Annotated in this window: 17 protein-coding genes; all 17 read right to left on the reverse strand. The window is 33.3% G+C overall.

Annotated features, from left to right (window positions below):
• Window positions 1–139 precede the first annotated feature (139 nt).
• Entirely contained in the window at window positions 140–2,239 is a 2,100-nt protein-coding gene (gene pnp, locus MHI13_RS13595) for a polyribonucleotide nucleotidyltransferase (protein WP_064210571.1), read from the reverse strand.
• A 317-nt stretch (window positions 2,240–2,556) separates the two neighbouring features.
• Window positions 2,557–2,826 carry a 30S ribosomal protein S15 gene (rpsO, locus tag MHI13_RS13600; RefSeq protein ID WP_340761294.1) on the reverse strand — a complete coding sequence of 90 codons (270 nt, stop codon included), beginning with the start codon at window positions 2,824–2,826 and terminating at the stop codon, window positions 2,557–2,559.
• A gap of 121 nt (window positions 2,827–2,947) precedes the next feature.
• Window positions 2,948–3,919 carry a riboflavin biosynthesis protein RibF gene (ribF, locus tag MHI13_RS13605; protein ID WP_064210570.1) on the reverse strand — a complete coding sequence of 324 codons (972 nt, stop codon included), beginning with the start codon at window positions 3,917–3,919 and terminating at the stop codon, window positions 2,948–2,950.
• A gap of 15 nt (window positions 3,920–3,934) precedes the next feature.
• Entirely contained in the window at window positions 3,935–4,852 is a 918-nt protein-coding gene (truB, locus tag MHI13_RS13610; protein ID WP_064210569.1) for a tRNA pseudouridine(55) synthase TruB, read from the reverse strand.
• 148 nt (window positions 4,853–5,000) lie between these two features.
• Window positions 5,001–5,351, reverse strand: a complete 351-nt coding sequence (gene rbfA / locus MHI13_RS13615; protein ID WP_002436301.1) for a 30S ribosome-binding factor RbfA — start codon at window positions 5,349–5,351, stop codon at window positions 5,001–5,003.
• Between the two features lie 156 nt (window positions 5,352–5,507).
• Complete coding sequence (gene infB, locus MHI13_RS13620; protein ID WP_064210568.1) at window positions 5,508–7,682, reverse strand: translation initiation factor IF-2; 2,175 nt, start codon at window positions 7,680–7,682, stop codon at window positions 5,508–5,510.
• 4 nt (window positions 7,683–7,686) lie between these two features.
• Entirely contained in the window at window positions 7,687–8,004 is a 318-nt protein-coding gene (locus MHI13_RS13625; RefSeq protein ID WP_064210567.1) for a L7Ae/L30e/S12e/Gadd45 family ribosomal protein, read from the reverse strand.
• Window positions 8,001–8,285, reverse strand: coding sequence for an RNase P modulator RnpM (gene rnpM, locus MHI13_RS13630; protein WP_002436310.1), 285 nt, complete (start codon window positions 8,283–8,285; stop codon window positions 8,001–8,003). Before rnpM ends, MHI13_RS13625 begins: the two co-directional genes overlap by 4 nt.
• A gap of 16 nt (window positions 8,286–8,301) precedes the next feature.
• Entirely contained in the window at window positions 8,302–9,525 is a 1,224-nt protein-coding gene (nusA, locus tag MHI13_RS13635) for a transcription termination factor NusA (RefSeq protein WP_064210566.1), read from the reverse strand.
• A 20-nt stretch (window positions 9,526–9,545) separates the two neighbouring features.
• Window positions 9,546–10,013, reverse strand: a complete 468-nt coding sequence (rimP, locus tag MHI13_RS13640; protein ID WP_002436317.1) for a ribosome maturation factor RimP — start codon at window positions 10,011–10,013, stop codon at window positions 9,546–9,548.
• Between the two features lie 225 nt (window positions 10,014–10,238).
• Complete coding sequence (locus MHI13_RS13645; RefSeq protein WP_107361350.1) at window positions 10,239–14,549, reverse strand: PolC-type DNA polymerase III; 4,311 nt, start codon at window positions 14,547–14,549, stop codon at window positions 10,239–10,241.
• 255 nt (window positions 14,550–14,804) lie between these two features.
• Window positions 14,805–16,508: a proline--tRNA ligase gene (locus MHI13_RS13650; RefSeq protein WP_064210564.1), complete on the reverse strand. Its 1,704-nt coding sequence runs from the start codon at window positions 16,506–16,508 to the stop codon at window positions 14,805–14,807.
• A 19-nt stretch (window positions 16,509–16,527) separates the two neighbouring features.
• The gene (gene rseP / locus MHI13_RS13655) at window positions 16,528–17,814 is read right to left on the reverse strand and encodes an RIP metalloprotease RseP (RefSeq protein ID WP_064210563.1); all 1,287 of its coding nucleotides are present in this window, start codon (window positions 17,812–17,814) and stop codon (window positions 16,528–16,530) included.
• A 239-nt stretch (window positions 17,815–18,053) separates the two neighbouring features.
• Entirely contained in the window at window positions 18,054–18,836 is a 783-nt protein-coding gene (locus MHI13_RS13660; protein WP_002436308.1) for a phosphatidate cytidylyltransferase, read from the reverse strand.
• Between the two features lie 3 nt (window positions 18,837–18,839).
• Window positions 18,840–19,610 carry an isoprenyl transferase gene (locus MHI13_RS13665; protein ID WP_002436351.1) on the reverse strand — a complete coding sequence of 257 codons (771 nt, stop codon included), beginning with the start codon at window positions 19,608–19,610 and terminating at the stop codon, window positions 18,840–18,842.
• A gap of 280 nt (window positions 19,611–19,890) precedes the next feature.
• Window positions 19,891–20,445: a ribosome recycling factor gene (gene frr, locus MHI13_RS13670; RefSeq protein WP_002436295.1), complete on the reverse strand. Its 555-nt coding sequence runs from the start codon at window positions 20,443–20,445 to the stop codon at window positions 19,891–19,893.
• Between the two features lie 16 nt (window positions 20,446–20,461).
• Entirely contained in the window at window positions 20,462–21,184 is a 723-nt protein-coding gene (gene pyrH, locus MHI13_RS13675) for a UMP kinase (RefSeq protein WP_002436299.1), read from the reverse strand.
• Window positions 21,185–21,278 lie beyond the last annotated feature (94 nt).

A 21,278-nucleotide genomic window follows, 5' to 3' on the forward strand; every position in this document is an offset into this window, starting at 1 on the left:
TTGAACCGCTTGAACATTTTGAATTATCATTTAAATTAAAATAACTAATTGAAATGAAACTTTTAAACTGATTTTATTTTTACAATAAAATAAAAAGATTGAGCATTCATTTAAGAATACTCAACCTTAATAGTTAAATCTAATCATCTAATAAAGCTTTATGAGATGCATTGACACGACCTTGTTTATCAATTTCTGTAATTTTAACTTCAATTGAATCGCCAATGTTTAATACATCTTCAACTTTATTGATTCGTTCTTTAGATATTTGTGAAATGTGAAGTAATGCGTCCTTTCCTGGGAATAATTCGACGAAAGCACCATATTTCTCAATACGTTTAACTTTAGCATTATAAACTTGACCTACTTCAGCTTCACGTGTAATATCCTCAATAATTTCTTTCGCACGATCAATCATAGCTTGATCTACAGCACCTATAAAGATTGTACCGTCTTGTTCGATATCTAATTTGACACCTGTTTCATCAATAATTTCGTTAATTTTTTTACCACCAGGTCCTATAACATCTCTGATTTTATCAGGATTAATATGCATAGTAACAACTTTCGGTGCATAAGCACTTAGTTCTTTTCGAGGATGATCAATTGTTTGTAGCATATGATCCATAATAGCTAATCGGCCTTGACGTGCTTGTTCAAGTGCTTCTTCAATAACTTCACGTGTCAATCCATCTATCTTAATATCCATTTGAATAGCAGTAATACCTTCTTTAGTACCAGCCACTTTGAAGTCCATATCACCAAGTGCGTCTTCCATACCTTGAATATCAGTTAAAATAGTATAGCTATCATCACGAGTCACAAGACCCATTGCAATACCCGCTACAGGAGCTTTAATAGGTACGCCGGCATCCATTAAAGCTAATGTTGATCCACAAATTGATGCTTGCGAAGAAGAACCATTTGATTCTAATACTTCACTTACTATACGAATTGTGTAAGGGAAATCAGCTGTGTCAGGAATAATATAACGTAAAGCTCTTTCACCTAGAGCACCATGACCAATTTCACGACGTCCTGGTGCACGAACAGGTCCTGTCTCACCTACTGAGAAGTTAGGGAAATTATAATGATGCATAAAGCGTTTTTCTACTTCTGGCCCTAAACCATCAATAAGTTGATAATCACCTAAAGCACCTAACGTTAACACGGATAACGCTTGTGTTTGACCACGTGTGAACAATCCAGAACCATGAGCTCTTGGAAGCAAGCCAACTTCTGAATCAAGTGGTCGTATTTCATCAACTTTTCGACCATCTGGACGAATTTTTTCATCTGCAATTAAACGTCTAACTTCTTCTTTCACTAAATCGTTTAAAATTGCGTACACTTCATTAATAAGCGCTTCGTTTTCTGGATCTTCTTTATCAATAAAATGTGCAACTACTTCTTCTTTTAGCGCATCTAGATTTTCATCACGCTGTTGTTTATCAAAAGTTAAAACTGTTTCTTTTAATCCTTTTTCTTCAGTTAAAGCTTTTACTTTTTCAACGAGTGCTTCATCACGTTCAACTGGAATAAATTCTTGTTTCTCAGGTTGAATATGATCGATGATTTCTTGTTGGAATGCAACTAAACGTTTGATTTCTTCATGTCCAAAGAAGATTGCCTCAAGCATTTCACTTTCTGTAATTTCGCTAGCTCCAGCTTCTACCATATTTACGGCATCTTTATGGCCAGCTACTTCTAAATCTAATCTAGAAACTTCCTTTTCATCAACTGAAGGGTTAATAACATAATTTCCATCAACATAACCTACGTTTACGCCTGCGATTGGTCCTTGGAAAGGAATATCTGAGACGCTTAAAGCCATTGAAGAACCAATCATTGCAGCCATTTCAGGTGAACAATCTGGATCAGCACTTAAGACGATATTCATAATCTGAACATCATGTCTGTATCCTTTAGGGAAAAGGGGACGAATAGGTCTATCGATTAAACGAGCTGTCAGCGTCGCTTCATCACCTGGTCGTCCTTCTCTTTTTTTAAATCCACCAGGAATTTTACCTGCTGCATACATTTTTTCTTCATAGTTCACTGTTAATGGGAAAAAGTCACCATCTCTAGGTTCCTTTGAAGCAGTAGCAGTTGATAACACAACTGTATCTCCATAACGTACTAACACAGCACCATTAGCTTGTTTAGCTAATTGCCCTGTCTCAATCGTTAAAGAGCGTCCAGCCCATTCAGTTTTGAAAACTTTCTTCTCTTGAGACATTATGAATCTCCTCTCTTCATTCTATTACTTACATCATATCATTTATTCACATATTTTTATATTTTTTATTATGTACGATAATAAAAAAAGGAAAGTACCATTCAACTGGTGCTTTCCTTTGACTGTAGACAAGCTCTTTCACTCATTGTCGTCTTATGCATGACTAGCTCATTTACTAATAGTAAAATCCCGCCGTAATACATTTTGACTCCTCGTTTGAAAAGTGCTTTCAAACAGTCATCTTAATTAAATTTATTTAGTAGTAAACTATAATAAAAGTATCATTCAACTGGTACTTTCGTAATTCTATATTAAGATTAACGACGGATACCTAATGATTTAATTAATTCACGGTAACGTTGAATATCTTTACTACGTAAGTAGTTTAATAAGTGTCTACGACGACCTACCATTTTTAATAATCCACGACGTGAATGGTGGTCTTTTTTGTGTTCACGTAAATGCTCGTTTAATGCAGCGATTTCTGCAGTTAAAACAGCGATTTGAACCTCTGGAGAACCAGTATCAATTTCGTGTACACGGTATTGTTTAATTAATTCATCTTTACGTTCTTGTGAAATTGCCATAATCAATTTCCTCCTTAATATAATTTAACTCCTTAATCTGAGTTAGGCGTCGGAGACTCGACCTACTAAGAAAAAGGTATTTTAGAAGTAAGCTATTTATCTTAGCTTTTCTTCCTCAACTTTAAATATTATACGATACATCATCACCGAAATCAACAGATAATAAATATTTTGCTTGGTCTTTATCTTCATTCATTTGTTCAACTAATGGATCTATACCTGAAAATTTAACTTCCGGTCTCAAGAAATAGTGCCAATACACAGTAACTCGTTCGCCATAAATATTTTCATCAAAATCAAAAATATTTACTTCTATAACCACTTCAGCTTTAGCAGGATCATGGAAAGTTGGTTTAACTCCTACATTGGCCACGCCTCTATATATTTTACTTTCTGGACCAATTTCCATACTAACAGCATATACACCTTTTTTTGGTAACACATAATCGTCGCTTGGTTGAACGTTTGCCGTTGGGAAGCCTATAGTTCTGCCTCGTTTCTCTCCTTGAACAACTGTTCCTTTAATTCTATAAAGATAACCAAGTTCTTCGTTTGCTTTTCTTAAATTGCCTTCAGTTAATGCTTCTCTTATAGCTGTAGTTGAAATCTTTTCAGAATCCAATTCTTGTTTACCTACGATTGTAGTTTTAAAATCATTAGATTCTTGTAAAACAGTCATGTTCCCTTTTCCGAATTTCCCAAAAGTAAAATCAAATCCAGCAATCACTTCTTTTACATTATTATTAATTACATATTCTTGAATAAATTCTTCAGAAGTGACGCTAGCGAAACGAGAAGAAAAATTAATAACTATGCAGTAGTCAACGTCATGATGTTCAATCATTTCTAATTTATCTGAAAGTGGTGTTAAATAAGTCGTACGTTTACGTTCGGGATTCAAAACAACAGATGGATGCGGGTCAAATGTCATTACAGCTTTCTTAAGATTATTTTCTTCCGCTTTTTGATTCAAAGCTTGAAACACCTTGTCATGACCTCGATGCATGCCATCAAAGAAACCAAACGCCATCGCAACATTTTCATTAATTAATTGATTTTTTTGAATGGGATGGGTAACTTCTATCACTTTCATAAATGTATTTCTCCTTTAGTTAAATACTTTTTTCGGTTTAATTTCATTTATCTTCTCAGGATGTACCATATAAATGGCTAATGCTTTTTTTGACATTTGATCAATAAAAACAAACTGTGACTCTATTTCTTGATCTAAGTCCATAACATTAAATTTTTGTCCATTTAAAATTCTTTTCTTAAATGCTTCATCATTTATTTCAATCTCTTGCAATCCTTTTAAGCCATATTCTATAGGAAATAGCTTATCTTGTAATGAATCATGCTCATGCATGTCCTTAATTTGTTTTAATTTAAAACTTTTGTCGATTTGAAAACCACCTGAGGAAACTCTTGTCAAACGTGACATATGCGCTGGATAACCTAATTTCTTACCAATATCAGTAGCTAAAGTTCTGATGTATGTGCCTTTACCGCAACTCACTTCAATTTCAAAATGACATTGGTTATTTTGAAAAGTTAAATTTGAAGTTCTATAAATATTTTTGATAAGAACATGTTTTACAGGTCTTTCGACTTCTTCATTATTACGGGCATACTCATAAAGTTTTTTTCCTTTAACTTTAACTGATGAATACATTGGTGGAATTTGTTCGATAACGCCTAAAAATTTCTCAAGCGTTTGATCAATATCCCGTTCTGTAACATCGTCTTTATTAATTCCTTTAACCTCTAATGTATCCCCAGTTTGATCTTCAGTTGTTGTGCTTACTCCTAGAGTAACTTTAGCTTTATATGTTTTTCCCATTTCCATCACATAATCGCTCACTCTAGTAGCATTACCAAGGCATATTGGCAGAACCCCATCCACTTCAGGGTCCAACGTACCTGTGTGTCCGATCTTCTTCATTTTTAATATTTTTCTAAGTTTAAAAACGACATCATGGCTCGTCAAACCTCTTTCTTTGAATACGGGTAATATACCGTTATACATGTTGTCACACCTTTAATTTATAGTTAATTTTACCTCAATCATTATAACATCTCTTTAGATATAATTGCCCACTATTTTTATATAAAAAAGTAGGTAAGCAGATACATTTAAATTTGTATGAATCTGCCTACCTACTATAATTGAGAATTTATTTATCTTCTTTGTGTAAATCTTGAATCATGCGTTCAATTTTATTTCCGTATTCTATTGATTCATCATATTCAAATGTTAAGTCAGGAATAATTCTTAAACGCATTCTTGAACCTAGCTCAGATTTAATGAAACCTTTAGCTTTTTCAAGTGCTTTAAATGTGTTGTCGACCTCTTTTTTACTACCTAATACTGTGAGATAAACTTTAGCGTGAGATAAGTCATTAGTTAGTTCAACGTCAGTAATAGTTAGGAATCCCACTCTTGGATCTTTTACTTTATTATTAACGATATCCATGATTTCTTGTTTCATTTGTTCTCCAACACGTTCAGCTCTCATATTACTCATCTTATTTCACCTCTTTATTTTATTTTTCTTTAAAATTAAATTTACTTTAGCAAGTAATATTTTATTAAATCATATTATTCTTAGCAATGTGCTTTATTAAAAATCTCCTCCCTATTTTACTAAATAGCGAGGAGATTTCATTAGTTCAAATATTTATTATCGTTGAATTTCAACCATTTCAAACGCTTCGATAATGTCGCCTTCTTTTAGGTCATTATATTTTTCAATAGTAATACCACACTCATAACCTTGAGCTACTTCTTTAGCATCATCTTTGAAACGTTTTAATGTATCTAATTCACCTTCGAATAATACAATACCGTCTCTAATTACTCGTACACCCGCATTACGTGTGATTTTACCTTCAGTCACGTAACTACCAGCAATTGTACCAACTTTAGACACCTTGAATGTTTGACGAACTTCAGCTTGACCAATCACTTGTTCTTCATATTCAGGGTCCAGTAAACCTTTCATAGCAGATTCAATTTCTTCAATTACGTTATAGATAACGCGGTGTAATCTCATATCAACATTTTCAGCTTCAGCAGCACGTTTTGCGCCAGCATCTGGTCGTACGTTAAAGCCAATGATGATACCATTAGAAGCATTTGCTAATGTTACGTCTGATTCATTAACTGCACCTACTGCAGTGTGGATAATACGTACATTTACGCCTTCTACATCAATTTTCATTAATGAAGCAGCTAATGCTTCTACTGAACCTTGAACGTCACCTTTAATAATTACATTTAAATCTTTCATTTCACCTTGTTTCATTTGTTCAAATAAGTTATCTAATGAAACATTTTTACTTTCTTGACGTTGTTGAATCACGCTTGCTTCATGACGCGCTTCACCTATACGACGTGCTTGTTTCTCATCACTAAATACTACAAATCGATCTCCAGCAAGTGGTACATCATTGATACCAGTGATTTCTACAGGTGTTGAAGGGCCTGCTGATTTAATACGTTTACCTAAGTCATTAACCATTGCTCGGATACGACCATACGTATTACCTACTACAATTGAATCACCAACGTTTAATGTACCGTTTTGTACTAATAAGGAAGCAGCTGGTCCACGTGATTTATCAAGTTCAGCTTCAATAACTGTACCTACTGCACGTTTGTCAGGATTAGCTTTAAGTTCTTGAACTTCTGCAACAAGTCCAATCATTTCTAGTAAATCCTCGATACCATCACCACTTAAAGCAGAAAGTGGTACAAAGATTGTGTCACCGCCCCAATCCTCTGGGATTAAACCATATTCCGTTAATTCTTGCATTACACGGTCAGGATTTGCAGTTGGTTTATCAATTTTGTTAACTGCCACAATTGTAGGGACATCTGCTTCTTTTGCGTGGTTGATTGCTTCAATTGTTTGTGGCATAACACCATCGTCAGCAGCTACTACAAGAATTGTAATATCTGTTACTTGAGCACCACGCGCACGCATAGTTGTAAATGCTGCGTGTCCAGGAGTATCTAAGAAAGTAATTTTCTTTCCATTATTTTCAATTTGGTAAGCACCAATATGTTGAGTGATACCTCCAGCTTCTCCTTCAGTAACTTTAGTATGACGAATAGAGTCTAATAATGTTGTTTTACCATGGTCAACGTGTCCCATAATTGTAACAACAGCTGGTCTTTCAATCGCATCAGGATCTTCAGTTTCATCATCGAAATAAATAGATAAATCTTCTTCATCAATAACTACTTCTTGTTCAATTTCCACACCATAATCATCTGCAATTAATTCTAATGTTTCTTCATCTAATGATTGGTTAATGTTAGCCATAATTCCTAATAAGAATAATTTTTTGATGATACCTGAAGATTCAACATTAAGTTTTTCAGCTAATTCACCAACAGTAATTCCTTCTTGATAAGTAATTTTTGAAGGCATTTCTTTAGGTTCTGCATCTTGATTTAGCTGTTTATTATTTTTGTTATTTTTATTGCTTTTATTATTTTTATTTTGTTGCTTGCCTTTATTGTTCTGACCATTTTTTTTGTTTTGATTCTTTTGTTGGTTATTGTTTTTTTGTTGATTACCTTTGTTATTTTGTTTATCTTTATTCGATTGATTGCCTTTATTATTTTGATTTTGTTTATTATTAGATTTTTGGTGATTATTTTGAGTATTTTGTTTGTCGTCTGTGTTTTGTTCTTTTTTGAACTTTTTATCTAAAGCTTTAATTTGGTCGTCTTCTAAAGCTTGCATATGGTTCGACACTTCAACGTTCATACTTTTTAACTCATCTATAATCTCTTTACTCTTTAGATTCAATTCTTTTGCATATTCGTAAATTCTTTTTTTACTCATATAATCACTCCTTACGATATTCATCTATCATTGATAATAACTTTTTAGCAAAACCATTATCTGTTACACCAATATTAACTCTCTCGCCTTTACCAAGTGCTCCCCCTAATTCAGCCCTCGTTCCAAAATTCCTTAATGGAACTTGATTGCTTTTGCACTTATCTTTCATAACTTTCAAAGTATTGTCAGACGCGTCGTTTGCTACGATTACGAGTTTAATCTTATTGGTTTTAATGTCGTTTAAAATAACAGATTCTCCACTTTTAACTTTTCCTGCTCTCATTGCTAAGCCCAGGAAATTAAATATTTGATCTTTAATCATTTAGGAATCTCTTCTCTATAAATTAAACGAATAATTTCTTTATATACCGGCTCTAGTGTTTCTTTAGAGGCGTTAAAGTACTTTTCAAGTAACTCTTTTTGTTGAGCCTTTTCAACTAGAGAAACATCTTTAGAAACATATGCTCCACGACCTTGTTTCTTACCAGTCGCATCTGCAAAGATTTCGCCTTCTTTATTGATGACTACTCGAATCATATCTTTCTTTGGATGCATTTCATTAGATATAATACATTTTCGCATTGGAATTTTTTTCTTTTTCATAAGTTAACACTCCAATCTATTCTTCTGTATTTTTATCTTCTTCAGCATCAGAGTCTTTTTCTTCATCAGTCTCTGCAGCTAATTCTGCTGTTGTTAAATTAGATTCTTCTAAATTAACGTCATCAAATTCAACAGCTTCATCACCAGTGTTTACGATTTCATCTGCAACTTCTTCAGATTCAATTACAGGGTAAACGCCTGCTTCACGTGCATCAGATTCAGATTTAATATCAATCTTCCAACCAGTTAATTTAGCTGCTAGACGCGCATTTTGACCACGTTTACCTATTGCTAGAGAAAGTTGGTAATCAGGTACAACTACTACTGTTGATTGATTTTCTTCGTCAACAATAACTTCTAGAACTTGTGATGGGCTTAAAGCATTTCTAACGAATACTTTCGGATCCTCATTCCATTGAACAATGTCTATTTTCTCTCCACCAAGTTCTTCAACAACAGCTTCAACACGTGCACCTTTAGAACCTACACATGCACCTACTGCGTCGATATCTGCATTATCAGAGTAAACACTGATTTTAGAACGGTCTCCTGCTTCACGTGCTACAGATTTAACAATGACAGTTCCATCATAAATTTCTGGAACTTCTTGTTCAAATAAACGTTTTAATAAACCAGGATGACTTCTTGAAACATAAATCTGAGGTCCTTTTGTTGTTTGTTCAACTTTGTTTACATAAACTTTAATACGTTCATTAGGGATGTAACTTTCGTTAGGGCTTCTTTCAGCTTCAGATAAAACAGCTTCAATTCTACCTAAATTTACGTAAACATAGCGATGATCGACACGGTCAATCACACCTGTTAAAATATCTTCTTCTTTATCAATAAATTCATCATATAGGATTTCTCTTTCAGCGTCTCTTAAACGTTGCATAACTGCTTGTTTAGCTGCTTGTGCGCCTACTCGTCCAAAGTCTTTAGGAGTAACATCTTCTTCATAGATATCACCAATTTCATAAGCTGGATTTTTTACCAATGCAGTGCTTAGATCTACTTCATCTCTATCATCGAAGACTTCCTCTACGACTTCTTTTCGAGCAATTACTCTAAACGAACCTTCGTCCATGTTCAATTCTACTCTTACATTTCTTGCACTGTCATAATTTTTCTTATATGCAGTGATTAGCGCAGCTTCAATAGCATCGATAAGTACTTCTCTAGGAATTTTCTTTTCCTTTTCTAAATATTCAGTAGCTAATAATAATTCATTACTTGACACAGTTTTTCCTCCTCATCACGTTAAATCATAACAGCGTGACGTGCTTTAGCGATTTTATTTCTTGGTATTTCAATTTCTTTGGTTTTTGATTTTTCTTTTACTTCCATAACTATATTGTCTTCATCTACAGATTTTAATATTCCCAACCACTCTTTATCACCTTCGATTGGTGCATAAAGTGAAACAAATATAGGTTGACTTACAGCATTTTGAAAATCTTTATCTTTTTTAATAGGTCGTTCTGCCCCTGGAGATGCTACATCAAGGTAATACATTTCCGGGATAGGGTCATTTTCATCCATTGCTTCACTAATTTTTTCTGAAGCTAAAGTACAATCATTAAGATCTACGCCACCTTCTTTATCGATGGACACTCTAAGAAAGCGATCTTTACCTTCTTTAACATATTCAATTTCAACAAGTTCAAATTTTAAATCATCTAATATAGGCTGAATTATAGTTTCTACTTGTTCAGTAATTTTACTCATACAGGCCTCCTTTTTTGGCAAATAGAAAAGAGCGGGTATATGCCCACTCTTCTGCCTGAGTTTAATCATTTTTTACACAATTAAAGTATATCATAACTCATGATACTAAACAAATTTCATAAGTTGTAGAAGGGATAGAGGTGCTATTATCATTCTATTGTTTAGCACCTAAATCCTGTATTTTGGTAATCTATTTGATATATAGCAATCATTTTCAAGGGGAAATTACATATCAAAAATAGATAATTGTGCTTTATCTGGTAAACCTGGTAAGGATCCCATCTCATCTAAGTAATCAATAACTTTTTGTGAAAGTCCTGCTTTCTTATTTAAATCTTCTTTGGATAAGAAAGGTCCTTCTTCACGTGCTTCAACAATCCGTTTGGCAACATTCTCACCTAGACCTGGTACTGCAACAAACGGAGGAATAAGCGTATCTTCTTCAATAACAAAGTCGAAAGCCTGACTTTTTTCGAGACTAATTGGTTGCATACGGAACCCTCGATGTGCCATTTCGTTCATAATTTCTAAAACTGTTAAAACATCTTTTTCTTTTTTGCCTAAGTCCATATAACGTGAGTACATATCTTTAACAGTGTTACGTATACTCGTTTTATCTTTAATCATTGTAATGAGATCAAAGTCAGAAGCCCTTATTGTGAAGTACGCTGCGTAATAATATAAAGGATGATGTACTTTAAAATAAGCAATTCTTACTGCCATTAGAACATATGCTGCAGCATGTGCCTTAGGGAACATGTATTTAATTTTTCGGCATGAATCTAAATACCAGTCAGGTACATCATTTTCTTTCATAGCTTCAACCATTTCATCGGTTAATCCACGGCCTTTACGTACAAACTCCATTGTTTTAAAGGCCATAGATGGTTCTAATCCTGCATACATAAGATAGACCATGATATCATCACGACAACCTATTACGCTTGATAAATCACAAATACCTTGCCGTATCAATTCTTGAGCATTACCAAGCCACACATCAGTACCATGTGATAATCCAGAAATTTGTACAAGTTCTGAGAAGGTTGTTGGTTTCGTATCTTCTAACATTTGTCTAACGAACCCAGTACCAAATTCAGGAACTCCAAATGTACCAGTTTTACATAGTATTTCATCTTCAGTAACGCCTAAACTTTCAGGTCCACTGAAAATCTGCATCGTATCCTTATCATCAACTGGAATAGTTTTAGGATCAATACCTGATAAGTCTTGAAGCATACGTATCATTGTTGGATCATCGTGACCAAGGATATCGAGTTTTAATACGTTATCATGAATGGAGTGGAAGTCAAAGTGAGTTGTCATCCAAGCTGCACTTTGATCATCTGCCGGAAACTGTATAGGTGTAAAATCATAAATATCCATATAATCAGGGACTACTATAATACCACCCGGATGTTGTCCAGTCGTACGTTTTACACCAGTACAACCTTTAACCAATCTATCAATCTCAGCTCCACGTTTATGAATACCTTGATCATTTAGGTATCCTTTTACAAAACCGAAAGCAGTTTTTTCAGCAACTGTACCAATTGTTCCTGCACGGAAAACCTTATCTTCTCCGAATAAAACTTTGGTATAGTTATGCGCATTTGGTTGATATTCCCCACTAAAGTTTAAATCAATATCGGGAACTTTATCTCCTTTGAAACCTAAGAATGTTTCGAAAGGAATATCTTGTCCCTCTTTTATGAGTTCATTGCCACATGTAGGACATTTTTTATCAGGAAGATCGAAACCTGAACCTACTGAACCATCATTGAAGAACTCACTTGTTTTACAATGTGAACATATATAATGAGGTGGTAAAGGATTGACTTCGGTTATTTCAGTCATAGTAGCTACGAAACTTGATCCTACTGAACCACGTGATCCTACTAAATAACCATCATCTAGTGATTTTTTAACTAATCTTTGTGAAATTAAGTAAATTACAGAGAAACCATTACCTATAATACTTTCTAATTCCTTTTCTAATCGATCTATAACGATTTGTGGTAAATCTTCCCCATATAACTTTTTAGCATTTGAGTAACTTAACTCACGGATCTCATCATTTGCACCTTCCATTCTGGGTGTAAATAATTTATCTTTAATCGGTACAACTCTTTCAATACGTTCTGCTAATTCATTCGTATTTTTAACTACGATTTCATAAGCTTTCTCTTCTCCTAGAAAATGAAACTCATCTAGCATTTCATCTGTAGTTCTAAAATGCGCTTCTGGTAATGTAGTACGATTTAAAGGATTACCCGGTTGTGACGCTATTAAAATTTTTCGTGCAATTGCATCATGTTCATATAAATAATGTGCATTTCCTGTCGCAATAACTGGAATATTTACACTATCTCCCGCTTCAATTAACCGTTGATAAATCTCTGTTAATGTTTCGTTATCTCGGATTAATTCTCTATCCATTAAGTCCTGATACAATGCAGGTGGTTGAACTTCTATAAAGTCATAGTACTTAGCAATTTTCTCAACTTGTGCTTGGTCTTTCTGCATAACAGCAGTAAATAATTCACCTTCATCACAAGCAGTACCAACTAATATACCTTCTCTATATTCATTTAAAAGAGATCGTGGAATTCTAGGCGTACGATAATAGTATTTAACTAAGGATGCACTCACAATTTTAAATAAATTTTTAAGTCCCTCTTGGTTTTGAACTATAAGTGTTACATGAGATGGACGTGCTCTTTTATATGCGTCTTCATTTGTTAGTTTTTTATTTATTTCATTGTGATTGAGAACGCCCAGTTCCGTCATTTGTTGAATCATTTTAATGAAAATATAAGCGGTTGCTTCTGTATCATAAATGGCTCTATGGTGTTGTGTAAGTTCGACGCCATACTTTTTAGCAAGGAAGTTTAAACCGTGTTTACCGTATTCTGTATTAATCGTACGTGAAAGTTCTAATGTATCGATCACTCCGTTAGTAGATGGTCCAAAGCCTAAGCGCTCATAACCAGTATCAATAAATCCCATATCAAATGAGGCATTGTGAGCTACAAATATCGCGTCTCCAACCCATTCTTTAAATTCAGTTAATACTTCTTCAATTTCGGGAGCATCAGTTAACATATCGTCTGTAATATGAGTTAAGTTAATGATAGTTTCAGATAAACGTTCATGAGGATTGCTAAAGCGCTCAAATTTATCAATAATTTCACCATTATGAACTTTGACAGCTGCCAACTCAATAATTTTATCGTATTGATTAGATAAACCAGTTGTTTCCACGTCAAATACCACATAAGTAGCATCTTTTAATACTCGATCAGTAGGTTTGTAAGCGATAGGCACACCGTCATCAACAAGCATGCCCTCCATTCCATAAATCATTTTGATACCGTGTTTCTCTGCAGCATTATGTGCGTCTGGAAATGCTTGAACGACATTATGATCAGTAACTGCAATAGCTGAATGACCCCACTCAGCAGCTTGTTCAACATAAGAACCAATATTTGGTATACCGTCCATTTGACTCATTGCAGTATGCAAGTGAAATTCTACACGTTTTTCATCAGCTTTGTCTTTTTTTGGTGCTTTTTTTATTTCTTCAATATCTGACATCATCATGACTAAATCACGCACAAATGTATCTTCTTCAATACGCCCTTGTGCTCTGACCCATTTTCCTACACTTAAAGCTTTAAAATGGTCTAGGTCATCTTTATTTTTACGAGTAAACATTTTTAAAACTAAAGAATCTGTATAGTCTGTCACTTTAAGCTCTACGATATGACGTCCACTTTTTAATTCTTTTAAATTTATATCGAAAATAACACCTTCAATTGCTACTTTGAATTCTTCTTCGATAATTGAATCAATAGAGCGAATGTTTTCAACTTGAATTGTTTTCCCAATTTGACACTTATCAACAGAACTTTCATTGTTATCTTGTTGTTTAGCCTTTTCAGCCTTCATTTTTTCTAATTTTTCAGTAGCTTCTCTAGCACTTTGTTCATCTTCTTGTTGAATATGAGCTTCTAATGAGGCTAAATCATCATCATGATTCGTAGTATCTGTTTCAAAGATAATCTTGTCTATATTAAAACCACATTTTTGAAAAGCTTTAACTAAACTTCCATTACATGCTTTGTCAAAATGGTTACGTTCAATATCATTGGATACTAAAACTTTGATTACATTACCAGACATAATCAATTTCTTTTGTTTTAATTGACCTTTAACTTTAGGTGATAATCTCGTTTGATCAATACAATGGGCAAAGTATTTTAATGCATGTTCGTCTTGGTTAGTTGTATCTTTAATTGAGAAATGGATGGTAACTGTGGCTATTTCTTTAAACTCTTCTTCAATTGCATGAGTAAATAATAGGTAATCTTCATGTGAAAGAAAACGTGGTAATGAGATTTGAAATTCCCATGTTCTATTCTTATTAGAAACATCAATTCGAGTCAGTTCACCCTCATTTAGAATATCAGTCTCTAATTGATTTGATATTTTAATTTGATCGGCAAGTACTTTGAATTTTTCTTGATTTGTCATTGCCAAAATAATAACCACCTTAAATTTTTAATACTTGTACTTTTATTTAAATTCTAATTATGTATGTGATAAGAACTACTATTGCTGCACACTCAAATCTTATAGCAAATTTGATTCATATTATACTACTCATTTGATTAATTTTCATGAGAAATTATTTGTATATTTAAAACAATAAAGAAGAGCAGGTTTGAATTTCAAACTCAAAATTCATTCCCCGCCCTACTTCAACTAGTTAACTTTCAAAATCTAAATCTATTTTAAATTGTCATATAAATCTTTTAAATAATTTTCTAAATCATTAACGTGAATCTCTTCACTTTCACCATTCAAGCGTTGTTTGACCTCAACAATACCCTCTTCAGCTCTTTTACCGACTACAACTCGCAATGGTAATCCAATTAAGTCAGCATCGTTAAATTTAACACCTGCGCGTTCTTTTCTATCATCATAAAGAATATCGAATTTACCATTTAATTGGTCATATAATTGATCTCCTAATTCACGTTGATCATCTTTTTTAGGGTTAATTGTTATTAGGTGTAAATCAAATGGTGTGACTGATTTCGGCCAAATAATACCATTGTCATCATTATTTTGTTCAACAATGGCGCTAAGAGTTCTCGAAATACCAATACCGTAGCATCCCATAATTAATGGTTGCGCTTTACCTTGATTATCAAGGAAAGTAGCGTTCATTGCTTCAGAGTATTTTGTACCCAACTTGAAGACTTGACCAACTTCAATACCTTCTGCAAATTGAGCTTTACCAGAACCATCACTTAACATTTCGCCTTCTAAAATAAATCTAAAATCACCATATTCATCAATGTTAAAATCTCTTTCTACATTAGCATTAACATAATGATAGCCATCTTCATTAGCACCTATAACAAGATTATTTAAATCTTTTACATAGTTATCTGCGTATATCTTAATTTCTTTATTATGAATTGGGCCTAAAGAACCAGGATTTGCACCAACTAAATTGACAATTTCATCTTGTGATGCCATTTCAACATTTTCAGTACCGAAATATGCTTTTAATTTAACATCGTTTAATTCATGGTGCCCTCTTATTAGAATCATAATAAATTCGCCATCTACTTTGAAAATCATTGTTTTAACAATTTCATCTAGTGGACGATTTAAGAAATCTGCGAGTTCTTGTGCTGTTTTGACATTTGGTGTTTCAATTTTTGATAGTTCAGCTGTTTCAGTATGTTTTTCTGAAGGATGATAAATAACTTCTGCTTTTTCAATATTAGCAGCATAGTCACTTTCGTTACTATAAACAATTGTATCTTCGCCAATTTCACTTAGTGCCATAAATTCATGAGTGTGATTACCACCAATCGCTCCTGAATCAGCGACTACAGGGCGTGCGTTAATCCCAACACGCTTGAAAATTTTACTATATGCATTGTACATATCTTGATATGTTGCATCTAAAGATTCTTCGTCAGCGTGGAAAGAATATGCATCTTTCATAATAAATTCTCTGCCGCGTAATAATCCAAAGCGGGGTCTCTTTTCATCACGGTATTTTGATTGAATTTGGAATAAGGTAAGAGGTAGACGTTTGTATGATTTTAGTTCGTCTCTAACTAGAGAAGTTACAACCTCTTCATGCGTAGGCCCCAATGCGAATTCTCTTCCATTTCTATCTTTGAGTCGCATTAACTCTGGACCATAAGCTCCCCAACGTCCAGATTCTTCCCATAATTCAGCTTGTTGTAAAGCGGGCATTAAAATTTCAACGGCATCAATACTTTCCATTTCTTCTCGTACGATGTTAGAAATGTTATTTAAAACTCTTGTTGCTAGTGGTAAATAACTATAGATTCCACTAGTACTTTGTTTGATTAAACCTGCTTTAAGTAATAAACGATGACTTAGTGCTTCAGCTTCTGCAGGAACTTCTCTCATCGTTGGTATAAATACTTTAGATTGTTTCATTCTCTATTTTCCTCCCTAATTATAAGAAATACCGTTGTATATCGTTCCAAGTTACGATAATCATAATAATAACAACAAATAATGCACCTGTTGCAATAATAGCTGTTTCAGCCTTTTTATTCACTGGCTTTCTGAAAATAGCCTCATATAATACAAATAAAATTCGACCACCATCTAACGCTGGAATAGGTAATAAGTTCATGATACCTAAGTTTACACTTAATAATGCTGTATAGCCTATTAGGTTGATAATACCAGACTTTACAACTGAGTCCACATTATGGTAAATACCTACTGGACCATTAAGCATGTCGAATGAAAAACCACCAGTAAAGATGCTAGCAATCATACCAACAACCGCTGAGAAGATGTATTTACCTTTATCAAAGAAATTATAAATTCCATAACTGATTGGTTTAAAGATACTGTGCTCCAACTTAGGTGCAAATCCGATTTGGTAACTTGTTTGCTTTTTGTTTTTGCTAATTTTGTTTTCTACCTTTTTGGGTTCAAGTTGCATTGTTTTTGAATGGTGATCTCTTTGTACTTTAATTGTTGTTTTAGAAGTTTTATTATCATCTAATACTTTTCTTATTTCACTAAAGTCTTTAATTTTATGATCACCGATTTCAACAATTTTATCACCTTTATGTAACCCAGCTTGATCTGCAGGTGAATGCTTTACTACTTCTCCAATTGTATTTGTAGGCGTACCTTGGTAATAAGCTAAACCTATAAATAACACTAATGCTAGAATAAAATTGAAGAGCGGGCCGGCAAAAAGTGTTAAAAATTTGGGTAATGGTTTCTTATGTGCAAACTGTCTATCTCTAGGGGCGATTTGTATAAGACTTCCATTTTCAACAAAATATGCCTTCTTAGCGATTGAGTAATGATGTCTTTCTTCATCATAAGATGTTATACCTTCTATATATAAATCATCTTTAAAGTCACATTTTTTAACTTCTATAGCTTCAATTTGTTGGAATTTATGTTGATCATCTAAAATAATATGCGTAATTTCATCTTTTTCATTTAATTTAATTTTTACGTTCATACCTGGTTGAACTGGTGGCTCTTCAAGTCCATCTCCAGCCATTCTTACATAACCGCCTACAGGTAATAAACGTATTGTGTATAATGTTTCATCTTTTCTAAAACTAAAAATTTTAGGCCCCATGCCAATCGCGAATTCAGGACACATGATACCTGCTCTTTTAGCAAAGAACATATGACCGTATTCATGTACAGTAACTAGTACACCAAATACGATGATAAATGAAACTATTGTTATTAAATAGCTCATACTCTACACCTCTATTGATATTATGTTTAATTTTCAAAAAATCTAAGTACTAGAATAAACAAATAATATAAAACATTATAATACGCTTAGATTCATTCTCGAATAAATATGTATAATTGTAGTTAACGATTTATACAGTGATAGTGTTCAAAAGGAGTTAAGAGACATTGCACTCTCTCCAATATCTCAATAACTCCTTTATTATAACATCTATTTTATTTTATAGACTGTACCACAAATTAAATTTGGATTAATAAAATATTTAATAGTGGTAAAACAAACATAAAACTATCAAATCTATCTAAAATACCACCGTGACCTGGTAAAATACGGCCTGAATCTTTGACACCAAAGTGTCGCTTAAATCCAGATTCAACTAAATCTCCTAATTGGCCAAACATACTTAAAATCACTGTAACTATTAATAACAGCCATATGTTTAGATGGAAATTCACGAAAAATTGCATAATTAAAGGTACGAGTAAACTACAAATGATTCCCCCAATAAAACCTTCAATCGTTTTATTAGGGCTAATCACAGGCCATAATTTATGTTTACCCATCAATCGACCGAAAATATATGCTCCAGTATCTGTTAACCAAACTATTAGAAAGGCAAATAATATGTAATGTAATCCCTCTGAACGTGTTTCATAGAAATACATAAATCCAATACCTACATATGCTACCGACATAAGACAAAAAGCTGCATCCATAAAACTAAATCTGTTCTTAGATAACACTGTATAACTTAGGACAATAAAACTCATAGCTATTAAGCTTTTAAGTTGTATAGTTTGTACCCATTCCCCAGCATCTTGAGGCAACATAATAATAATTAAGGCTAATGCACTAATAAATCCTGGTATAGATAAGAACTTAATCATGTTCATGTTTAATAGTTCTTTTAATGCAATTAAAGCTAATAAGTAAGCGAAAAGCATTAAAATCATGCCACCTTTTAGTAAGAATGGCAAGAATATTAATAAGGCAATAATTGCAGTTAATGTTCTTACTTTCATACTTTACTCCTCACTTAATCCCCCAAAGCGTCTTTGGCGCGATTGATAAATTTTTAAACATTCTTTTAATTCATTTTCATCGAAATCTGGCCATAACTTCTCATTAAAAATAAATTCACTGTATGAAGCTTGCCAAATTAAAAAGTTACTAATTCTTTGTTCTCCAGAAGTACGAATTAGTAATTCCGGATCAGGGTAATCGCGAGTCATTAAATGTTTGTTTAATAGATTTTCATCAATAGCTTCAGAACTTTGATGCGCAGATTGTAACTCTTCAAATATTTCTTTCATACTTTGAATAATTTCAGCACGTCCACCATAATTAATAGCGAAAATTAATGTTAATCCTGTATTATTCTTCGTCTTTTCTTTCGCTTGATTAATAGCTTCAATAGTTGATTGGGGTAAGCCTTCACCGAATCCAATTGTTTCAACTTTAACATTTTTTTCAATTAACTCTGGTAAAAATGTTTTAAGAAAATTAACAGGCAGATTCATAATATAATTAACTTCGCTTTCAGGTCTAGACCAATTCTCTGTGGAGAAAGCATAAAGTGTTAAATACTTAATACCAATATTACTCGCTTCTCGAGTAATTTTTTTGATTGTTTGCATGCCTTCATAATGTCCTTTTATTCTTGGCATTTTACGTTTTTTAGCCCATCGACCATTTCCATCCATAATGATGGCAACATGTTCAGGAATATTATGTAAATCTAAATCATTATTTAGATTATTTTCAGTCTTATTTTTATTTTTTAGCTTTTTAAACATGGTCTTTCCTCCGAGCCTGATCATCTCTGTTTTATTGTATAGGTTAATTAAACAATCATCTACCATTTTATCATACTCATTTATTCCATTGAATAAGCAAATAAAAAAACTGTACCAAAGTCCTACTTGGTACAGTTTAGACTATTAAAACATAAAGATTCATAAAGTATTAAAGAAGTATGACCTCAAGTCGAGCTCACTAATTCATTCTTAGACACTTTATAAATATCATGTGAAGAGTAGTTATAAATTTTAATCTACTCAGTGACAAGTCACATGATTAAACAGACATGATATCTTGTTCTTTATCGTCAACTAACTGATCTATTTCTTTAATAGAGTTATCAGTTGCTTTTTGAACGTCATCAGTTTGACTTCTTAAGTCATCCTCAGTAATGTCACCATTTTTCTCTTCTTTTTTAAGATGATCATTGATGTCACGGCGAATATTTCTAATTGAAACTTTTGCATCTTCACCAATTTTTTTAACGTTTTTCACTAGTTCTTTACGTCTTTCTTCTGTTAATGCAGGAACAGAAATTCGGATGACCTCACCGTCACTTGTTGGGTTAACGCCCAAGTTTGCTGCGATGATTGCTTTCTCAATATCATCTACTGAAGTTTTATCATATGGTGAAATTACTAATAAACGTGCTTCAGGAACATTGATACTTGCTAATTGTTGTACTGGTGTTGGTGCACCATAGTAATCAACTGTTACACCATTTAGTAAATTTGAATTAGCTCGACCAGCACTGATGTTAGCTAATTCACGTGATAAGTTGTCGATAGATTTTTGCATTCTAGCTTTAGTATCTTTAATAATGTCACTCATTTTTTACACCTCTAATTTATTTTGTAATCAGCGTACCGATTTTTTCTCCCATAACGGCGCGCTTAATATTTCCTTCTTCCATAATTGAGAATACATTTAATGGAATATTATTGTCCATGCAGAATGATGAAGCAGTAGAATCCATTACTTGTAAACCTTCTTGTAACATTTGAATATGTGTTAAATGTTCATATTTAACGGCATTTTCATCAACTTTAGGGTCAGCTGAATAAACACCATCTACATTATTTTTACCCATTAAGATTACATCTGCTTCAACTTCAGCTGCTCGTAAAGCTGCTGTAGTATCAGTTGAGAAGTAAGGGTTACCTATACCAGCTGCAAAGATAACTACGCGCTTCTTCTCTAGATGTCTGATTGCACGTCGACGAATATATGGTTCAGCAACTTGTTTCATTTCAATTGAAGTTAAAACACGTGTATCACAATCTAATTGTTCTAAACTATCTTGTAACGCTAAAGCATTCATTACAGTTGCTAACATGCCCATATAGTCAGCAGTGCCTCGATCCATTCCTAAATCGCTGCCTGTTTTACCTCTCCAAATGTTTCCGCCACCAACAATAACTGCAATTTCACAGTCCATTTTAGCAACTTCAGCAACTTGTTTCGCTACACTTTTGATGATAATTGGATTGATACCGAATCCCTTATCTCCAGCTAAAGCTTCTCCACTCAATTTCAAGACTACACGTTTATATTTAGAAGTTTGAGCCATTTTCTTATCCTCTCTATAGTAGAAATATGTAAAAATATATAAGTAAAGAAGACACGGATGGCTCCTTTCTATAGCTCTAAAACTATTAGAAAGG

The organism is Staphylococcus sp. FSL K6-0223, assembly GCF_038008285.1.